Source organism: Bradyrhizobium sp. USDA 3311, from assembly GCF_054062495.1.
In genome coordinates, this window is sequence record NZ_JBSSFI010000001.1 from 5,447,269 (window position 1) to 5,463,481 (window position 16,213).

The 16,213-nt window shown below is 63.8% G+C and carries 15 protein-coding genes and 1 pseudogene; 9 read left to right on the plus strand and 7 right to left on the minus strand.

The window, feature by feature from the left end; translation table 11 throughout:
- Positions 1-9: 9 nt before the first annotated feature.
- Positions 10-666, plus strand: a complete 657-nt coding sequence (locus ACVWW6_RS26050; protein ID WP_244651751.1) for a phosphoribosylanthranilate isomerase — start codon at positions 10-12, stop codon at positions 664-666.
- A gap of 1,173 nt (positions 667-1,839) precedes the next feature.
- On the opposite strand, the gene ACVWW6_RS26055 is transcribed toward ACVWW6_RS26050, so the two are convergent.
- Complete coding sequence (locus tag ACVWW6_RS26055; protein WP_182871848.1) at positions 1,840-2,463, minus strand: TetR/AcrR family transcriptional regulator; 624 nt, start codon at positions 2,461-2,463, stop codon at positions 1,840-1,842.
- A gap of 122 nt (positions 2,464-2,585) precedes the next feature.
- Here ACVWW6_RS26055 and ACVWW6_RS26060 point away from each other — a divergent pair, with 122 nt between their 5' ends.
- Positions 2,586-3,560, plus strand: a complete 975-nt coding sequence (locus ACVWW6_RS26060) for an alpha/beta fold hydrolase (RefSeq protein WP_182871847.1) — start codon at positions 2,586-2,588, stop codon at positions 3,558-3,560.
- Positions 3,561-3,692: 132 nt separating this feature from the next.
- On the opposite strand, the gene ACVWW6_RS26065 is transcribed toward ACVWW6_RS26060, so the two are convergent.
- Positions 3,693-3,932 (minus strand): hypothetical protein, encoded by a 240-nt coding sequence (locus ACVWW6_RS26065; RefSeq protein ID WP_027547402.1) that lies wholly within the window; start codon positions 3,930-3,932, stop codon positions 3,693-3,695.
- A gap of 328 nt (positions 3,933-4,260) precedes the next feature.
- Here ACVWW6_RS26065 and ACVWW6_RS26070 point away from each other — a divergent pair.
- The 3 genes and pseudogenes from ACVWW6_RS26070 to ACVWW6_RS26080 form a co-directional block, all read left to right on the plus strand.
- Positions 4,261-4,622 (plus strand): annotated as a pseudogene (locus ACVWW6_RS26070) (dihydrodipicolinate synthase family protein); the annotation flags it as partial.
- A gap of 294 nt (positions 4,623-4,916) precedes the next feature.
- Positions 4,917-5,888, plus strand: a complete 972-nt coding sequence (locus ACVWW6_RS26075) for an SDR family NAD(P)-dependent oxidoreductase (protein WP_182871846.1) — start codon at positions 4,917-4,919, stop codon at positions 5,886-5,888.
- 272 nt (positions 5,889-6,160) lie between these two features.
- A complete protein-coding gene (locus ACVWW6_RS26080; protein WP_028171657.1) occupies positions 6,161-7,276 on the plus strand; it encodes an alpha/beta hydrolase family protein in 1,116 nt (371 codons plus the stop codon).
- Positions 7,277-7,291: 15 nt separating this feature from the next.
- Here the strand turns inward: ACVWW6_RS26080 and ACVWW6_RS26085 are convergent, their stop codons facing one another.
- Positions 7,292-7,798 (minus strand): MarR family winged helix-turn-helix transcriptional regulator, encoded by a 507-nt coding sequence (locus ACVWW6_RS26085; RefSeq protein ID WP_028171658.1) that lies wholly within the window; start codon positions 7,796-7,798, stop codon positions 7,292-7,294.
- Positions 7,799-8,205: 407 nt separating this feature from the next.
- On the opposite strand from ACVWW6_RS26085, the gene ACVWW6_RS26090 reads away from it, so the two are divergent.
- Positions 8,206-9,762, plus strand: coding sequence for a porin (locus ACVWW6_RS26090; RefSeq protein WP_011087746.1), 1,557 nt, complete (start codon positions 8,206-8,208; stop codon positions 9,760-9,762).
- A 264-nt stretch (positions 9,763-10,026) separates the two neighbouring features.
- Here the strand turns inward: ACVWW6_RS26090 and ACVWW6_RS26095 are convergent, their stop codons facing one another.
- The 3 genes from ACVWW6_RS26095 to ACVWW6_RS26105 all read right to left on the minus strand — a co-directional run bounded on the left by ACVWW6_RS26095 (position 10,027) and on the right by ACVWW6_RS26105 (position 11,917).
- On the minus strand, positions 10,027-10,503 hold the full coding sequence (locus ACVWW6_RS26095) for a GcrA family cell cycle regulator (RefSeq protein WP_456681587.1): 477 nt from the start codon (positions 10,501-10,503) through the stop codon (positions 10,027-10,029).
- 73 nt (positions 10,504-10,576) lie between these two features.
- The gene (locus ACVWW6_RS26100) at positions 10,577-10,774 is read right to left on the minus strand and encodes a hypothetical protein (RefSeq protein WP_007603456.1); all 198 of its coding nucleotides are present in this window, start codon (positions 10,772-10,774) and stop codon (positions 10,577-10,579) included.
- A gap of 201 nt (positions 10,775-10,975) precedes the next feature.
- The gene (locus tag ACVWW6_RS26105) at positions 10,976-11,917 is read right to left on the minus strand and encodes an acetamidase/formamidase family protein (protein ID WP_011087744.1); all 942 of its coding nucleotides are present in this window, start codon (positions 11,915-11,917) and stop codon (positions 10,976-10,978) included.
- Between the two features lie 131 nt (positions 11,918-12,048).
- On the opposite strand from ACVWW6_RS26105, the gene ACVWW6_RS26110 reads away from it, so the two are divergent.
- Genes ACVWW6_RS26110 through ACVWW6_RS26120 form a run of 3 tightly spaced genes read left to right on the plus strand, consistent with a single transcriptional unit; the run spans position 12,049 to position 14,883 of the window.
- A complete protein-coding gene (locus ACVWW6_RS26110) occupies positions 12,049-12,852 on the plus strand; it encodes a YdcF family protein (protein ID WP_210268995.1) in 804 nt (267 codons plus the stop codon).
- A 60-nt stretch (positions 12,853-12,912) separates the two neighbouring features.
- Positions 12,913-13,695: a DUF169 domain-containing protein gene (locus ACVWW6_RS26115; RefSeq protein ID WP_060912456.1), complete on the plus strand. Its 783-nt coding sequence runs from the start codon at positions 12,913-12,915 to the stop codon at positions 13,693-13,695.
- 9 nt (positions 13,696-13,704) lie between these two features.
- Positions 13,705-14,883: a saccharopine dehydrogenase family protein gene (locus ACVWW6_RS26120; protein WP_060912455.1), complete on the plus strand. Its 1,179-nt coding sequence runs from the start codon at positions 13,705-13,707 to the stop codon at positions 14,881-14,883.
- 131 nt (positions 14,884-15,014) lie between these two features.
- On the opposite strand, the gene ACVWW6_RS26125 is transcribed toward ACVWW6_RS26120, so the two are convergent.
- Positions 15,015-16,211 (minus strand): FAD-dependent monooxygenase, encoded by a 1,197-nt coding sequence (locus ACVWW6_RS26125; RefSeq protein WP_456681588.1) that lies wholly within the window; start codon positions 16,209-16,211, stop codon positions 15,015-15,017.
- Positions 16,212-16,213 lie beyond the last annotated feature (2 nt).

Consider the following 16,213-nt stretch of genomic DNA (forward strand, 5'->3'; position numbering starts at 1 on the left):
TGTAAGACAATGCTGACGCAAATTTACGAAGTCGCGACACCTGCGGAAGCCGAGGCGATATCGGCAATCGGCGTGGATCATGTCGGCGTGCTCGTCGGCGATGGAGCCTTCCCCCGGGAGCTTCCGGTTCAGAAGGCGTTAGCGGTTATGAAGATGGTGCGGGCGCCGTCCGTAGTTTCCGCGCTGTTCCTTTCGGCGGATGTCGCTCTTATCGAACGGATGGCGAGAGAGCTTGATCCGCCCATTGTTCATCTTGGCGCATCCAGCGAGTTGCTTACGCCTGATCTTGTCGTGGCGCTGCGAAAGTCCCTGCCGAAGACCAAATTCATGCGCAGCGTACCTGTCACGGGACCTGAGGCAGTAGGCGTGGCGCAAGCATATGATGGGGTTGTCGATTGGATCCTGCTCGACAGTCATCGGACAGGTGATGTGCAAATCGGCGCGCAAGGGGTGACGCACGACTGGAGCATCAGTCGAACGATAGTGGAGAGTGTTCGCACCCCGGTCATACTTGCTGGTGGCCTCGGACCAGACAATGTCAAGGAAGCTATTCGATCGGTGCGACCTGCCGGCGTTGATTCGAAAACAAGAACGGATCGAGAGGGCACTCACTCAAAAGACCTGAGGAAGGTAGAAGCCTTCTATCGCGCGGCGACGAGCGGTTAGACCGCACCTCTCTTCTTGGCCCATCGCGTCAGATCTGACCCGGAACACCAATCGCAATGCGCCCAATGCGCCAACGCCCACCTTCCTCGCGGCAAACGCGGGCTCTGCGTCTGGCACGTTTTTAGCTTGTTTTGGTGCGGGGCTGGCGCGGCAGCTCCCCGCTCGACGGCCTAGACCACCAGACAGGGGCGGGGAGCTTGCCGAGGTTGCTTTCAATCTTCCCGCCAACCGAGGCGGCCTTACGGGGGTACCAATTGTTGCTCCAAGCACCTGTCTGCGACGCTGTCTAATTCTCGAATTACGAAATACTCTTGAAACAATGAGTCGCCATAGTCACCGGTATTTTTGAGGAACTTTGCCACCACTCTGTTTCATTTCGATCGGTCTCTTTGCGAGGCGCAACCATGGATTTGAGAACAAATAGGATTGAAGTCGGCGCGCGTTTTAAGCTCAGCGAAATCGGAAAAATTCGATGCCCAGACCTGGCTGACAAGGTTGGCGTCGTTGTCGCCCTAGGCCAACGTACAACCGGCATCACCGTTCTGTTCGATGGTGCCCAACGACCAACCGTTTTGCATAGGGATTACATCAGACCCAGCTCTGATGAGGATTAACGGATCGCTCCGTTCCGGCACTCGGGCCATCCTGATGAGGTACCCAAAAGGGGTCGTCAGGATAGCCGGCGCGTCTTGATTCGCTTCCTGGACAGTCGCAAACTGCCCGCAGGGGCTCGTTACGCAGTTCTTCTACTTTCCCTGCTTCAGTCAGTTTGCAATCTCCACCAGGTCACCTCAGACGGGGGGCGCGACTCATGGAAATATTCCGTGCTGAGAAGATTTGCGTTGTCGAGGACAACTCAACCAGAACGTGCCGCATCTGCGGCAAGAAAATGAAGCTTGTCCGAGCGGTGGTGGACTCTGAGAGCGGAGCCATCACTCGCATGTTCGAATGCGGCTGCGGCAAGCGCGTCTGGGACGACTGAGGCGCGCGACCGGTAGTGGCTGATGACGCATTGCCGCCGGTTGATGCGGTAGAGTGGTACAGGGCGGTCTTCGCGTCCTTTTTAGTTCCCCAAGCTTCGCGGAGCGAAAGTTTGGAGCGGAGTTCTCTCCTATGCTCAGTCCTAGCTTTCCAACGTTCTTGTAGGCGTCCACTCTCCAGACGTCGTTCCACCTACCTCAAATACCCCACCACCATCCTCGTCGTCTCGTCCACCAGCGTCCGCACCGTCTTCTCCGACAGCATCTCGGCGTGGTTCAGCACCGTGTTGTGCGCGACCGCCTCGATGGCGCTGACGCAGATGAAGGTGGCGAGGCCCGGGTCGATCTTGCGCATCTCGTTGCGGCGGCTTTCGAGATAGGCGCGGACGAGGGTGTGGACCTCGCGGTTGAAGGCCTCGACGTCCTTGAGCTGGCCGGTGCGCGGGATCTGCTCGGCGAGCACCCGATGGAGTTTCGGATCGATGCGGTGGGCCTCGATCGCGACGCTCACGAGTTTTCGCACCGCCTTCTCGATCGGCATGTCGGCGACCTCGGTCAGCGCTGAGCGGACGATGCCCATGATCTCCTCGTTGTGGCGGTCGATCACGGCGGCGACGAGGGCCTCCTTGCCCGGAAAATACTGGTAGAGCGAGCCGACGCTGACGCCGGCGACTTCGGCGATCCGGTTGGTGCTCGCCTTCTCAAAACCTTCGCGGACCAGAATGCGAGCGGTTGCCTCGACCAGTGCGTCGACGGTGGCGCGGGACCTCTTCTGGGAGGCGTTTTTCCGGGGTTTTGTCGGTGGTTTGCGCGCCATGGGCCAGCGGTCCGAATGCGAGTAGGAAAAGCGAGTGAATGCTCGCATTATATCCGCAAGTGGCGACGGGTCGGCAAGCGTCTTTGCCGCCGCGTCGGGAGAGCCCGGAGGGGAGGTGGCCAATGAGCGTTGCGAAGATCGTGTCGGCGTTGCAGTTTTGCCCTGGCGGCCGCGCGCTAGATGCGCCGCCGCAGCGTGATCCCGCGCCGAGCTTGCAGAGCCGTTGCTTCAACGTGCTGCTCAGGCTGCTTCCGTTCAAGAAGCAGCTCGCATCCGCCGAGGCGGTGCAGGCGCATGTGCACAAGCGCGCCTTGCAGCCGGCCTCGCATGAGCCGACGGGGCTCGGCCGCGGTGTCGAGGTGACGCTGACCAGGATGGGCGGATGGCCGGTCTATTACACCGCGCCGTCTTCCGGCCATGAGGGCTGCAACTACGTCATGTTCCTGCATGGCGGTGGCTTCATCAACGAGATCGTGCCGGCGCATTGGCGGCTCATTGGTCAGATGACGCGCGAGGCGCGCGTCGTTTGCGTCGTGCCGATCTATCCGCTCGCGCCGCGCGTCACCGCGAAGGACGTCGTGCCGGCGACGGCCGAGCTGTTGCGGATGCTGCTGGAAGATGCCGGGCCTGCAAAGGTCACGGTGGTCGGCAATTCGGCCGGCGCGGGCCTGGCGCTCGCCGCCTGCCAGTGGCTGCGTGATCGCGGACATCGGCAGCCGAACCTGATGGTGCTGATCTCGCCCGCCGCGGATGCGTCGGTCAGCCGTCCGGAGCAGGTCGAGATCGCGGCGCGCGATCCGATGCAGGACATTCCGGGGATACTCGAGGCGGGGCGCCTCTATGCCGGCGAGCTCGATGTCGGCCATCCCTTCGTCAGCCCGCTCAACGGCGCGTTCCGTTCGCTGCCGCCAATGACGATCTTCGCAGGGACTCGCGATCTGCTCTACCCCGACAGCGTCGATCTTGCGGAGCGGGCGAGGGCGGTTGGTGTGCCGGTCGAGCTGCATCTGCTCCGCAACCAGCCGCACAATTATGCGCTGATGCCGACGCCGGAGGGGCGAAAGGCGCGCGCGATCATCTTGCGTGCGATTGCTTGAGGGAAGAGCGTGACGATAGTCACAAAGCGCGCCGCCGCGATGGGTCTGGCGCCAGCGGTGCCCGCGCAGAGGAGAAAGGCGGCCCCCGGGGCGTTTCCTCAGTCGTCTTGATATCAGTAGTTTTGCGGGGCCTTAGGCGTGGCCCTTGATCTCGTAGTGACCCGGCACGCATTTGTAGCGCTCGAGGCGCCAGTTGGCGTGATAGATCGGATGCTCGCCCATCCACTTCGCCAAGGGTGCCTGTGCGCCGATTGCACACTGCATCATCGACATTTCGGGCGTCATGTTGCTGTCGGTCACGATTTCCTCGACGCAAGCGCCCGAGGCAGATGCACCAAGCCGGCAGAGCACGGCAACGACGGTCACGAACATTCCTGTCACCTCATCGGTAGTTTCTGACCACGAAGAGGATGCAAGCGGAGTGCCAGAGCCTGTGACACAAACAACACGCTGACCTGGCCGACTCGACCCAGCGTCCACCCCCATTTGATGATTCGGATTGTAAAAAAATTGCCCCTAACCCGAAGCCGGACAAATACGGGAACCGGAGGGGGTGATCACAGGAATGTTGGATTCTGCGGGACTGCGCCGCGCGGGCGGCCCTTCACAGGGCTTGCACAGCCAATAGGCTTCGAAGCGGGCGGATACTCGTCAAAAGGGCGGGACCGCCACAAGGGTTATGGAAACGCGAGGGCAGAACATGAAGGTACGTCCGACCGGCGTGATCCCGCCGATGACGACGCCGTTCCGGAAAGACGGCGAGATCGACTTTGGGCTCGTGGCGCCCCAGGTCGACTGGATGATCGGCGCCGGCGCACACGGCGTCGCCGCCGGCGGTTCGACCGGCGAGGGGCGCACGCTCGATCACGAGGAATATCGCGACCTGACGGCCGCGACGGTCGAGGCGGGAAGGGGCGCATTCCCGTGATCGCCGGCATCATCGTGGACTCCACGCGCGATGTGATCCGCCGCGGCAAGCTGGTTCGCGACATGAATGTCGCCGCGCTCCAGGTCACGCCGGTGCACTATTTGTTCGAGCCGGACGAGGAGGCGCTCGATGCGTTGAGCGGGCCGCGCGTCGAAGCGGCCGAATAGTCCGTCCGCCGAAATAACGATGGCGAAGATGGCAGCGGCGATCCGCTCTTACCTGCGGATGCGGCGCTGCTACATTTTGCGCGCGCTGCGATGAGCGGCGCTAAAGCGCGATGAGATTGGGATGAATCGTCATCGCGCTTTAGGTTATTGTTTGAGCATGATCTCTTCGGAGAACCGCTTCACACTTTGCGCTAACGCGGCCCTCCGGGGCCGGATCATGCTCTGAAGAAACATACCGACAAGGGAGGGGCCGAAAGTCCCATGAAGGATTTTGCAGGAAAGATCGCGGTCATCACCGGCGGCGGCACGGGAATGGGACGCGAGCTCGCGCGACAGCTCGTGGCCGAAGGCTGCAATGTCGCAATGTGCGACGTCTCGGAGGCCGCAATGGCCGAGACCAAGCGGCTCTGCGAGGTCGAGAAGCTGCCGCAGGGCCTGCGCATCACGACGCATGTCGCCGATGTCGCGATCGAGGATCACCTGAAGCGCTTTCGCGACGATCTCGCCGAGCAGCAGAAGACCGACAAGATTCATCTGCTGTTCAACAATGCCGGCATCGGCGGCGGAGGCAGCCTGTTCACCAACACGCGCGAGCAGTGGGAGCGCACCTTCAACATCTGCTGGGGCGGGGTCTATCTCGGCGTGCGCACCTTCCTGCCGATGCTGGTGGCGGCGGACGAGGCCCACATCGTCAACACCGCGAGCGTCAACGGCTTCTGGGCCTCGATCGGCATGGGACAGGCGCACACCGCCTACAGCTCCGCCAAGTTTGCGGTGAAGGGATTTACCGAAGCGCTGATCAACGACCTCCGCCTGCATGCCCCGCACGTCAAATGCTCGGTGGTGATGCCCGGCCATATCGGCACCTCGATCGTCTCCAATTCGCGCAAGGTGCAGAGCACGGACGGGTCGGAGCGGCTCAACGCCGACGAGGTCGCGCTGACCCGCAAGCGCATGGTCGCGGCCGGCGTGCCGGATGCCGACAAGATGTCGGACGAGGACATCCAGGCGGCGTTCGCCGAGCGCGCCCGCAGCTTCCTGGAGGATGCTCCGACGACGGCTGCGCAGGCCGCGAAGATCATCCTCGACGGGGTCAAGGCGGAGCGCTGGCGCATCCTCGTGGGCGAGGACGCCAAACGCCTCGACGAGCGCGTGCGCGCGACGCCCGAGCAGGCCTATGACCGCGCCTTCTACGAGAGCTTTACGCAGGAGGTCGGCTGGCGGCTCGGCTGAGTCTACCTCGCTGTTGTGAGCAGCGAGGCGCGGATATAGGTATGATGATCATCATGGCAAGAGGTGCGCAGGTCATTTGACGTGCCAGCTCTTGCCAATATTCGCGGCCTCATGACGAATTGGAATGTCACGCATGCGGCGCGGCGCATCGTTCAATAATCGTTCAAGCGATGGTGATCTCAAACACCTGTAATGGCGCGCACGGCGGCTTGGTTGGCGAACCAAAATAGTTTAGTGAATCAGGGGTAACGCGATGATAGAGCGTAGCTCCGATGATACCCGCATGCCTCTCCGACGACTGGTCCCTTTGCCCGGAGAGAGAGGACATCTCCGCTGAATTCACGCGGCTCCTGACCGCAGCCCAGGAGGGCGGCGCCACGATCGCGGAATGCCTGATGATCGCGCGGCAGCTCAAGCGGGGCGACGAGCAATCCTGGCACCGCGAGTGGAAGCGGCTTGCGCAGGCCAACCGGCACCGCGCCGAGGCTGCGTTCGCGGAGGGCCACATGGCGACCGCGCAGCGCAACTGGCTGCGGGCGTTGAACTACTACGGTGCAGCGGCAATGCCGCTCGATCAGGCCGATGAGCGGCGCTGGGTTGCGGTGCTGGCGATGCAGGAATGCGCCCGCCGCTACCTCACGGCGCGCGCACCGGCCGGCGAGGTCGTGACGATTCCCTGGGTCGACGATCATGCGTTGCAGGGCTACTTCCTGCCCGCGGCGTCGGCGAGCGGACGGGCGCCGACCGTGATCTGCATCGGCGAGCCGGGACACCGCAAGGAGGAATTCCTGTTCAAGCTCGCACCGCATGCGCGCGAGCGCGGACTGTCGATGCTCGCGCTGGACCTTCTCGGCGACCAGCGCGACGATTATACCGATACGCTCCTGCAGCGCCGCGATCTCGAGAGCTCGATCGCGAGCGTCATGGATTATCTGGAAACGCGCGGCGACGTCGATTTCGATCGCGTCGCCATCGTGGCGGACGGGTGGGGATCCTCATTCGTGGCGCGCGCGGTGTTGCAGGAGCCGCGGCTCGCCGCCGCCGTCTGCGATGGCGGCCTGTGGGATCTGCACGAACGATCGTTCTTCGCCAGCCGCTTCGCGATGAGCGACCTCAGCATCGTCCCGGTGCCGCATGCGCCGCTGATGGCCTCCAGCGCCGACTGTCCGGTGCTGATCACGCTCGGCGAGGATGGCTGGCTCAAGGCCGACCGGGCGCGTCAGATCGTCCAGAAATCCCGGCTCGGCAGCTCCGATATCGTGCTGAAGGTGTTCACCGCGGCGGAGACCGGCGCGGCGCAGGCCCATGCGGACAATCCGAGTCTCGCCAACGAATACATCTTCGACTGGCTGGAATCGCGGCTCGGCGCCGCCGGTCGGCGGAGCTGAGCGCGGCCTCGCGTCTCAGAAGTCGAGCGATATCCTGACGCAGGCCTTTTCGAGCCGGTTCTTCAGGGTCGCGAGCTTGGTGGTGAATTCCGTCAGCTCGTTCTCGTCGAACTCCTGGAAGACGAACTCGCGAATCGTCTTGTACTGCTCGTTGAGGCTCGCAATGTGCTTCTGGGTCTTGTCGACCAGTGACAGCCGCACGACCCGGGCGTCGGTCGGCGAGGGCCGCCGGCGGAGCAGGCCCTTCTTCTCGAGCAGCTTGGACTGGGTGGTGACGAACGAGGGATCGACGTGGAGCAGCTTGGAGACCACGTTGACCGGTACGCCGTCGTCCTTGTCGAGGTCGGAGATCGCCATCAGGATCAGCCATTGCGGGCCGCTGATGCCGAGCGTCCTCGCCCAGAACTGACGCAGCTCCTCGAGATACATGTTGATCGACGATATCTCCCAGGTGAAGCGCCTGATGAGATCCAGGTTGCCGATGGGGCGCAGGCGCGCTCCTTCTTTCCTCGTCGCGGACACAGCGTCACTCCCGTGAACTGATTCTTCAGGCCAGTGTTCGTGGAAGGCCATAGTCCACGCAAGCCTGCTCTGACGCAAGTGCAGAGCAGGGTAATTTTGTCACTAAAATTACAAAGATGAGCAGGTCAGCATATTTGGTCCGCCCGGGTGTGGCGCCCGGGGCACAGGTTTAGTGAAACTACAAAGCTTACCAAATAAACTATTTTAATTAGTGTAATGGCGCAGGCATAGTGGTGCGCGACGGTGGGGGGTACTCGATCGTCCCGTTGCAGGTGGTTCGCTCACGTCCCTCGCGTCGAATGCGGGTGTGTCCGAAAGCGCAAAGCGGCCGAGCGGATTTGAAAAGACGGGGATCTGGGGGGCCTCACGGTCCGGTCTCCGTAAAATGAGCAACTTGGAGGTTTTATATGAAAGTGGTGAAGAGCCTTTTGCTCGGCACTGCGGCGGGTCTGATCGCCGTCGGTGGAGCCCAGGCGGCCGATCTTCCGGTCAAGGCCAAGGCGGTCGAGTACGTCAAGATCTGCACGCTCTATGGCGCGGGCTTCTACTACATCCCGGGCAGCGACACCTGCATCAAGCTCGGCGGCTATCTGCGTGCCGAAGTGGCGCTCAATGCCGGCGGCAACTACAGTGCCCAGTACAACGGCGTGTTCGCGGCCAACAACCGGCTGACCAACTACTACTCGATGCGCGCTCGTGAAGATCTCAACATCGACACGCGCACCGCAACGGAATACGGCGTCGTCCGCACCTATTTCGATGCGGTCTTCACCTGGACGACCGGCAACTATGGCGGCACCGGTTCGGGAACGGGCGCGACCCAGTACAGCGGCACGATCGGCCTCAATGCCGCGGGGACCGGTCTCACGGGCTCGGGCGGCGGCAACGTCAACGGCACCGACGGCAACCTCTCGGGCGGCGCCCTCGGCGTCTACTACGCGTTCATCCAGTTCGCCGGCTTCACGATGGGTAAGGCGGTGTCGCAGTTCGACGCGCCCTGGATCAACTATCCCGGCAACAACTTCGACCAATTGGTCGGCGGTAGCGGCACCACCAACGGTGTTACCCAGTTCACCTACACGGCCGATTTCGGCCAGGGTGTGACAGCCGCGTTCTCGGCGCAGGACCAGACCCAGGTCTTCCAGACCAACATCTGGAACACCGCCGGCATGTCCACGACCGGCGTCCTCGGCGGAGCCTACGGCTCGAACGATCTCGGCGGCACCCGGGCTCCCGACCTCGTGGGCATGGTCCGCGTCGATCAGGCTTGGGGCCTGTTCCAGGCGTCGGTCGCCGCGCACGACAACCATGTCGGCTACTACGGCGCGAGCGAAGTCACCGGCCATCCGGAAGACAAGTGGGGCTGGGCCGTTCAGCTCGCTCTCCAGATCAAGAACATCCCGACCGGCGCCGGCGACGTGATCAACCTCTCGGGCGTCTATACCGACGGTGCGAGCCGCTACAACTTCCAGGAGCTGGCCGCGACCAGCTACTCGATGTTCGGCAGCTCCAACGCGGCGTATCAGAGCATCGGCTTTGCCGGCGTGTCTGACGCGGTGTTCGGTCCGGGCGGCGGCCTCGAGCTGACCAAGACCTACGGCTTCCGTGGTGCCTACACCCACAACTGGAGCCCGTACTGGAACACGGCGCTCTACGGCGCGTGGGCTGCGGTCAACTACAGCGGCACGGCCAAGGGCCTGATCTGCGGCAGCGCCGCGTTCGCCACCCTGACCGGCACCTGCAATCCGGACTTCAACATCGGCCAGGTCGGCGTCATCACCCGCTGGACGCCGGTGAAGAACCTGACCTTCTCGGCTGACTTCACCTACAGCCATCTCGACCAGAAGTACTCGGGCGTGATCACGACCCCGGCGCTCACGGGCGTTGCCAAGCCTGCGGCAACCTATGAGCTGAAGGATCAGGACACCTACAGCCTGCTGCTGCGCGCCCAGCGCAACTGGTAAGCTTCAGGGCTTTCGGATCTGACGCAGCCCCGGCGGGACACCGCCGGGGCTTTCTGCTGGGCCTTCGGAAAATCCGGCAGCCTGTGCAGGCGACGAAGACGAGCCATGCGATTCGATCGCCTCAAACTTATTTACTTACCTGAGTTACTAAGCTATATAGCTTTCAGCCAAATACGAAAGTTGCGGCTCTTAGCTTCACGCTAAGCCTCCAGAAACCTCCGGTGATGCCCCGCCGGAGGTTTTTCGTTTTTGGGACGTGCGGCCTCAGCCGCGGATCATGCGGGCGCGCGAGTTCGGCCGGTAGGCGAGGCGGCTGTGGCCGGCGCAATACGACTGGCCGTCGGGCGCAGTATTGCCGCAGAAGCAGAAATCGTCTTCACCCGGCGTCGAGATCGGCCAGCGGCAGCGGTTCTCGGACAGCTCCAGCAGCGAGCAGCGATTGGCGTCGTCGATTGGACCGGCGACCACGGGCGCGTCGGTCTCGCCGTAGATGGTGGCGAGCATCTCGTATTGCAGCCGCGGCACGGCTCTCCTCGTACGCGGCGGCGCAAGGCTCCGCTCGAGCCTGCGGTCTTCGACCGCGCGGCTGCGCGTCAGATTGAGCCGGGACAGCTTGCCGATCACCGCGTTGCGGCTGACGCCGATGTCGGCGGCGATCTCGCGGCAGGAGAGGCCGGCCTCGAAATGTTGCTTCAGAAGTTCAATTCGTTCGTCAGTCCAGGTTGGTGAGAGAACAGGCATTTGTAACGGTCCCAGGTTGCAGATGTCGGCCATCCGCCTCTCGAGATCCGTCCGCCTCACGTCCGGCGCGCGCTCACGTCCTGCCATTGTCGCGAATCGACAAAAGCCCGTCCTTGATGGCGAGACGGATGCCTTCCTCGATCAATGTCCGTGCGACGCCGGGAACGCTGGTGCCGTGGGTGCCCTGTCTCACCAGTTTTTCCAGATAGGTGATGGTCGAGAGCGCCAAGGTTACGGGAATGCGGTCAGTCTCGGCTTTTTCGGTGGCCATGGCCCGAACGCTAGCCTCTTACTCGGGTACATAAAAGTAACGATTAAGACTCTATTTAGGTTCGGGGCCGGAAGTCAAATCCGGACTGAATCGGCGTTTCAGCTCATTGGAATCGCTTGAGAAATCGGGCACGGCGCGGCGCGCCGCGCGGCAGACCGGGCGGCGGCGTGGCGTCAACGGGTCAGGGAAGGCGCCGGCGGCTCAGCCGTGCACGATCGCCTTTTCGATCATGCAATGGATGCCCTTGGAGCCGTTGACGGTCTGGGTCACCCGTAGATCGGCCGCCAGGCTGCACAGCGTGTAGGCGTCCTCGCGCGACAGGTTACGCGTCTCGCCGAGAAGCGCGATCATGTCGCGCAGCGCGCGCACCACGCACTGGTCGAGATCGGGGTCCATCGCCATGGTCATGTAGTGCGTCGGCGTCTCGGCACGGGGATAGTCGAGCCTGAGGTCCTTGCGCAGCGTCAGGCGGAAGCGGCCCTGGAGCGCGGTCTCGATCGCGGTGACGCATACCTCGCCGTCGCCCTGCACGCCATGGCCGTCGCCGCAGGAGAACAGCGCCCCCGGGACGAACACCGGCAGGTACAGTGTCGCACCGGCGCCGAGCTCCTTGTTGTCGAGATTGCCGCCCATGGCGCGCGGGACCAGCGAGGAGATACGGCCCCAGGCCGGCGGCGGCGAAACGCCCATCACGCCGAAGAACGGCTTCAGCGGCAGGTCGAGGCCCCAGGGCATGCGGCCGACCATTCGCGTCCGATCCAGCGGGATGTTGAGGATGCGCGTCTCGTGGAAATCGTCGGGCAGGGTGCCGGACAGCGGCCTGATCAGATTCCAGCCCCAGTCCTGCCGGAGCTGGACGTCGAGGATCTCGACCGCGAGCACGTCGCCGGGTTCGGCCCCCTCGACCGCGATCGGTCCGGTGAGGATGTGGCCGGGCAGCATGCGCTCACTCTTCGCGTGGACCTCGTGCATCTCCGGCGGAATGTGAAATTTGTCGCGGTCGGGCAGCACGTCCGGGCTGCCGCTGATGGTGTCGACCGTCACCTCGTCGCCGCTCTTGACCGTGAGGACGGGCTCGAGCGCGGCTTCGAAGAAGCCCCAATGGCAGGTTTCGGGGCTTGAATGCAGGTGATGATGGGTCATTTGCGGCCGTCCGTTCGGTTTGAACTGCTGTGCCCGGGCTTGACCGGGCGATCGATCCTCTTTCAAGAAGATTTAAGATGGACGGGCCGGTCAAGCCCGCGCATGACCCGATCATTCCAGCGAGGCTCCCCCTGTATTTCGTTCTTTCCAAGACCCTCGGCACGGCGCTGCTGCCGATCAATCTTCTGGTCGAGCTCGGAATCCTGTCGCTGGTGCTGATGCTGACGCGCTTTGCGGCGCTCGGCCGCAAGCTTGCGGTGACCACGCTGGTCCTGCTGGCGCTCGCCGCGTTCTCGCCGCTGGGCAACCTCCTGCTTTATCCGCTGGAGTCGCGCTATCCGAAGTGGGACCCGTCGCGCGGCGCGCCCGACGGCATCATCGTGCTCGGCGGTTCCGTCGACACCGATCTGTCGGCCGCGCATCGCACGCCGGTGGTCGCGTCCGCAGCCGATCGCATGCTGGCACCGGCCGAGCTCGCGCGCCGCTATCCGAATGCGCGCATCGTCTTCACCGGCGGCTCGGCGAACCTCGTCTCCACCGATGCGAAGGAGGCCGACTACTCCGCGCCGATCCTGGAAAGCCTCGGGATCCCTAAGGAGCGCCTGATCGTCGAGCGGGACTCGCGCAACACCTGGGAGAATGCGGTCTTCACCAAGCAATTGGTGTCGCCGAAGCCGGGCGAGCGCTGGCTCCTGGTGACGTCGGCTTTCCACATGCCGCGCGCGATGGGGATCTTTCACAAGGCCGGATTTGACGTCGAGGCCTATCCGGTGGACTGGCGAATGGGCGGGCGTGACGATCTCTTCGCGTTCACCCATATCGGCAAGGAGGGGCTCGGCAGGACCGACGTCGCCATGCGCGAATGGATCGGCCTGTTGACTTACCGTGTCATGGGCCGGACCGGCGAGTTGCTTCCGGGGCCGGGCAAGGACTAGAACGAGAGGCGCAAAACAAGAACACAGCACCGGCGCACGATCGCCGGCCCGGAGGACGCCATGCAGCAGCAGAGCGCTGAAAACATCGATCTTGCCGGCCTCGTCGCCGATCTCAACAGCCTGTTGCGGCTGAAGACCACGGTGATCGGCATGAAGCTGTTCGCACGCGCCGCGGACATGGAAGCGATCCCGAAAATCCGGCGGCCGAACGCGATCCATACCACCGACCAGGTCGTCAGCATGGCCGCGCGTCTGGGGTGGACCGTCGGCATCACCGCCGACGATCTCGTAGGTAGCCAGTGCCGCGCGGTGATTGGCCTTGCGCCGCAGGACGACAAATGGCTCGCCGGCGAAAATTACGTCGGGGTCTGGCACGGCACGGCGGAGGACGCGCGCAAGCGCCAGGAGGCGCTGGACGTGGTGCCGTTCGGGCACTATCAGGCGCTCGCGGTCAGCCCGCTCGCCAGCGGCCGGCTCGATCCGCCCGACATCTGCCTCGTCTATGCGACGCCCGGGCAGATGATCATCCTGATCAACGGGCTGCAATATACCGGCTACAAGAAGTTCGAATGGGGCGTGGTCGGGGAGACCGCTTGCGCGGATTCGTGGGGGCGGGCGCTCAAGACCGGGGAGCCCAGCCTGTCCTTGCCATGCTATGCCGAACGGCGCTATGGCGGCGTGCCGGACGAGGAGATGCTGATGGCCCTGAAGCCCTCGCATCTCGCCAAGGCGATCCTGGGCATGAAGGCGCTGGCGAAGAACGGCCTTCGCTATCCGATTCCGCCCTATGGCATTCAAAGCGACGTCCGTGCCGGCATGGGCGTGAGTTACGCGAAAAAGTAAAGGCCAGTCATGAGCTCTGCGAAATTCGACATCGTCGTCTACGGTGCGACCGGTTTCACCGGCCAGCTCGTCGCCGAATATCTGGCGGCGCACTACAAAGACGACAAGGCGCTGAAATGGGCGATGGCGGGCCGCAGCCTCGACAAGCTGAAATCGGTGCGCGAGGCGATCGGCGCGCCCGCAGATACGCCGCTGATCGTAGCCGATGCGTCCGATGCCGCCTCGCTGAAGGCAATGGTCGCGCAGACCAAGTCGGTGATCACGACGGTCGGTCCGTATCAACTCTATGGCGAAGAGCTGCTCGCGGCCTGCGTCGCTGGCGGCACGGATTATTTCGACCTCTGCGGCGAGCCCGTCTGGATGCGGCAGATGATCGACAAGTACGAGGCGGCGGCCAAGGCGAGCGGCGCGCGCATCGTGTTCTCCTGCGGCTATGATTCCGTGCCGTTCGAGCTCGGTACGTTCTTCGTCCAGGAGGAAGCCAAGCGCGTGTTCGGCGCAGCGGCTGCGCGCGTGAAGGGCCGCGTGCGCGACATGCGCGGGACGCTGTCGGGTGGCACCGCGGCGAGTGCGAAAGCGACCTTCGATGCTGTCTCGAAAGATCTCAGCCTTGTCGCCATTCTCAACGACCACTTCGCGCTGACGCCCGGGTTTGCCGGACCAAAGCAGCCGAAAGGCAACAAGGCGGCGTTCGAGGAGGATCTGCAATCCTGGGCCGCGCCGTTCATGATGGCGCTGATCAACACGCGCAACGTCCATCGCTCCAACATGCTGATGGGATTCCCTTACGGCCAGGAGTTCGTCTACGACGAGATGGTCTTGACCGGTCCCGGCGAGAAGGGCGAGGCCAATGCGAAGCGCGTGATGGCCGTCAACGCCGAAAAGACCGGTCCGAAGGCGCCGAAACCGGGTGAGGGGCCGTCGAAGGAAGAGCGGGAGAACGGTCTCTTCAATCTGCTCTATGTCGCGATCGCGCCTGACGGCCGCCAGGTCCGCGCCGGCGTCACCGGCGACCGCGATCCCGGCTACGGCTCGACCTCGAAGATGATCTCGGAATGCGCGATCTGCCTGTTGCGCGACACGCCGGACGTCGCTGCGGGCTTCTGGACGCCGGGCGCAGCGATGCAGCACAAGCTGATCAAGCGGCTGCAGGACCACGCTGGGCTGACGTTCGAGGTGGAGGGGTAGGGCCGCATCACGGACGCTGTCATGCCCCGCGAAGGCGGGGCATCCAGTACGCCGCGGCTTCTCCGTATCTTATCGCTGTCTCTGGAATACTGGATCGCCCGCCTTCGCGGGCGATGACACCGTGTTCGGCGCTACACCGCCCGCGCATCATACGCGTACATGAACTCCATGCTCTTCGAGCCCAGCGGCAACAGCCATTTCAGCATCTGATTGCGCATCCACGCGCCGGTAGCGCTGAACTCGCGCTTGCTGTTGCCGTTGCGGCGCGCCATCGCGACGATCTTCTCGGTGCGGGGCCGCCGCTCGGCTTCGAAAGCCTGGAAGGTGGTGCCGAGCTCCTGTCCGTCCTGCATCAGGCGCGCGAGCCGCATCGCGTCCTCCGGCGCGAGCGAGGCGCCCTGGCCGGCATGGGGGCTGGTCGCATGCGCGGCGTCGCCGATCAGCAGCGAGCGCTTGCGCGACCAGGTCGGCAAGGTCGCGACATCGAGCGTGTCGGTGACCACGATGTTCTCGGCCGCCTCGATGATGTCGGGGATCGGATCGTGCCAGCCGCGATGGAAGCCGCGCAGATGCTGCTTCAGTGTCGCCGCATCGAGCGCGCGGAACATCGCCGCGTCCATGCCGTGGGCGGGCTGCGTGCTCCACCACATCACGCCGTCGTTCGGATCCGGGCTGCAATAGCCGTAGCCGAAGAAGCCGCTCTGGCCGAACGTGGTCTCGACGTGCCGGCCGATCGGCCTGCCGTCGAGCACGGCGTGCGGCACGAAGCCGCCGAAGCCGATCAGGCCGGTGTCGAACGGCCGGGGTCCGTCCGGCACCACCTGGCGTCGCGTGATTGAATGCACGCCGTCTGCGCCGATCAGGAAGTCGCCTTCGGCGGTGGTGCCGTCGGCAAAGTAGGCGATGATCGGCTGGTCGCCGCGGTCCTCGATCTTGATCAGGCGCTTCTCGAAATAGAGCGAGACGCAGGCGCACCAGGCCTTGTCGATCAGCATCTCGTTCAGCGTGGCGCGGCAGACGTTCACCGCGGGCTGGCCGAAGCGGCGCTGCATGTCGCGGTTGATCGAGCCGAGCTTTCGGCCTTCCTGCGAATAGAAGTCGAAGGCCTCTGCGACCGAGCCGCGGCTGATCAGCTCGTTCGAAAGCCCGATCTCGTCCATCACATGCATGCCGTTCGGCGCGATCTGAAGGCCGCCGCCGATGCCCTTCGAATAGGGCCAGGCCTCGTAGATCGCGGACTCGATGCCGGCGCGGCGGAGCAGGATGGCGGCGACGGGCCCGGCGATGCCGGCGCCGATGATCAGGGCCTTGCGGGGACGGTTGGACATGG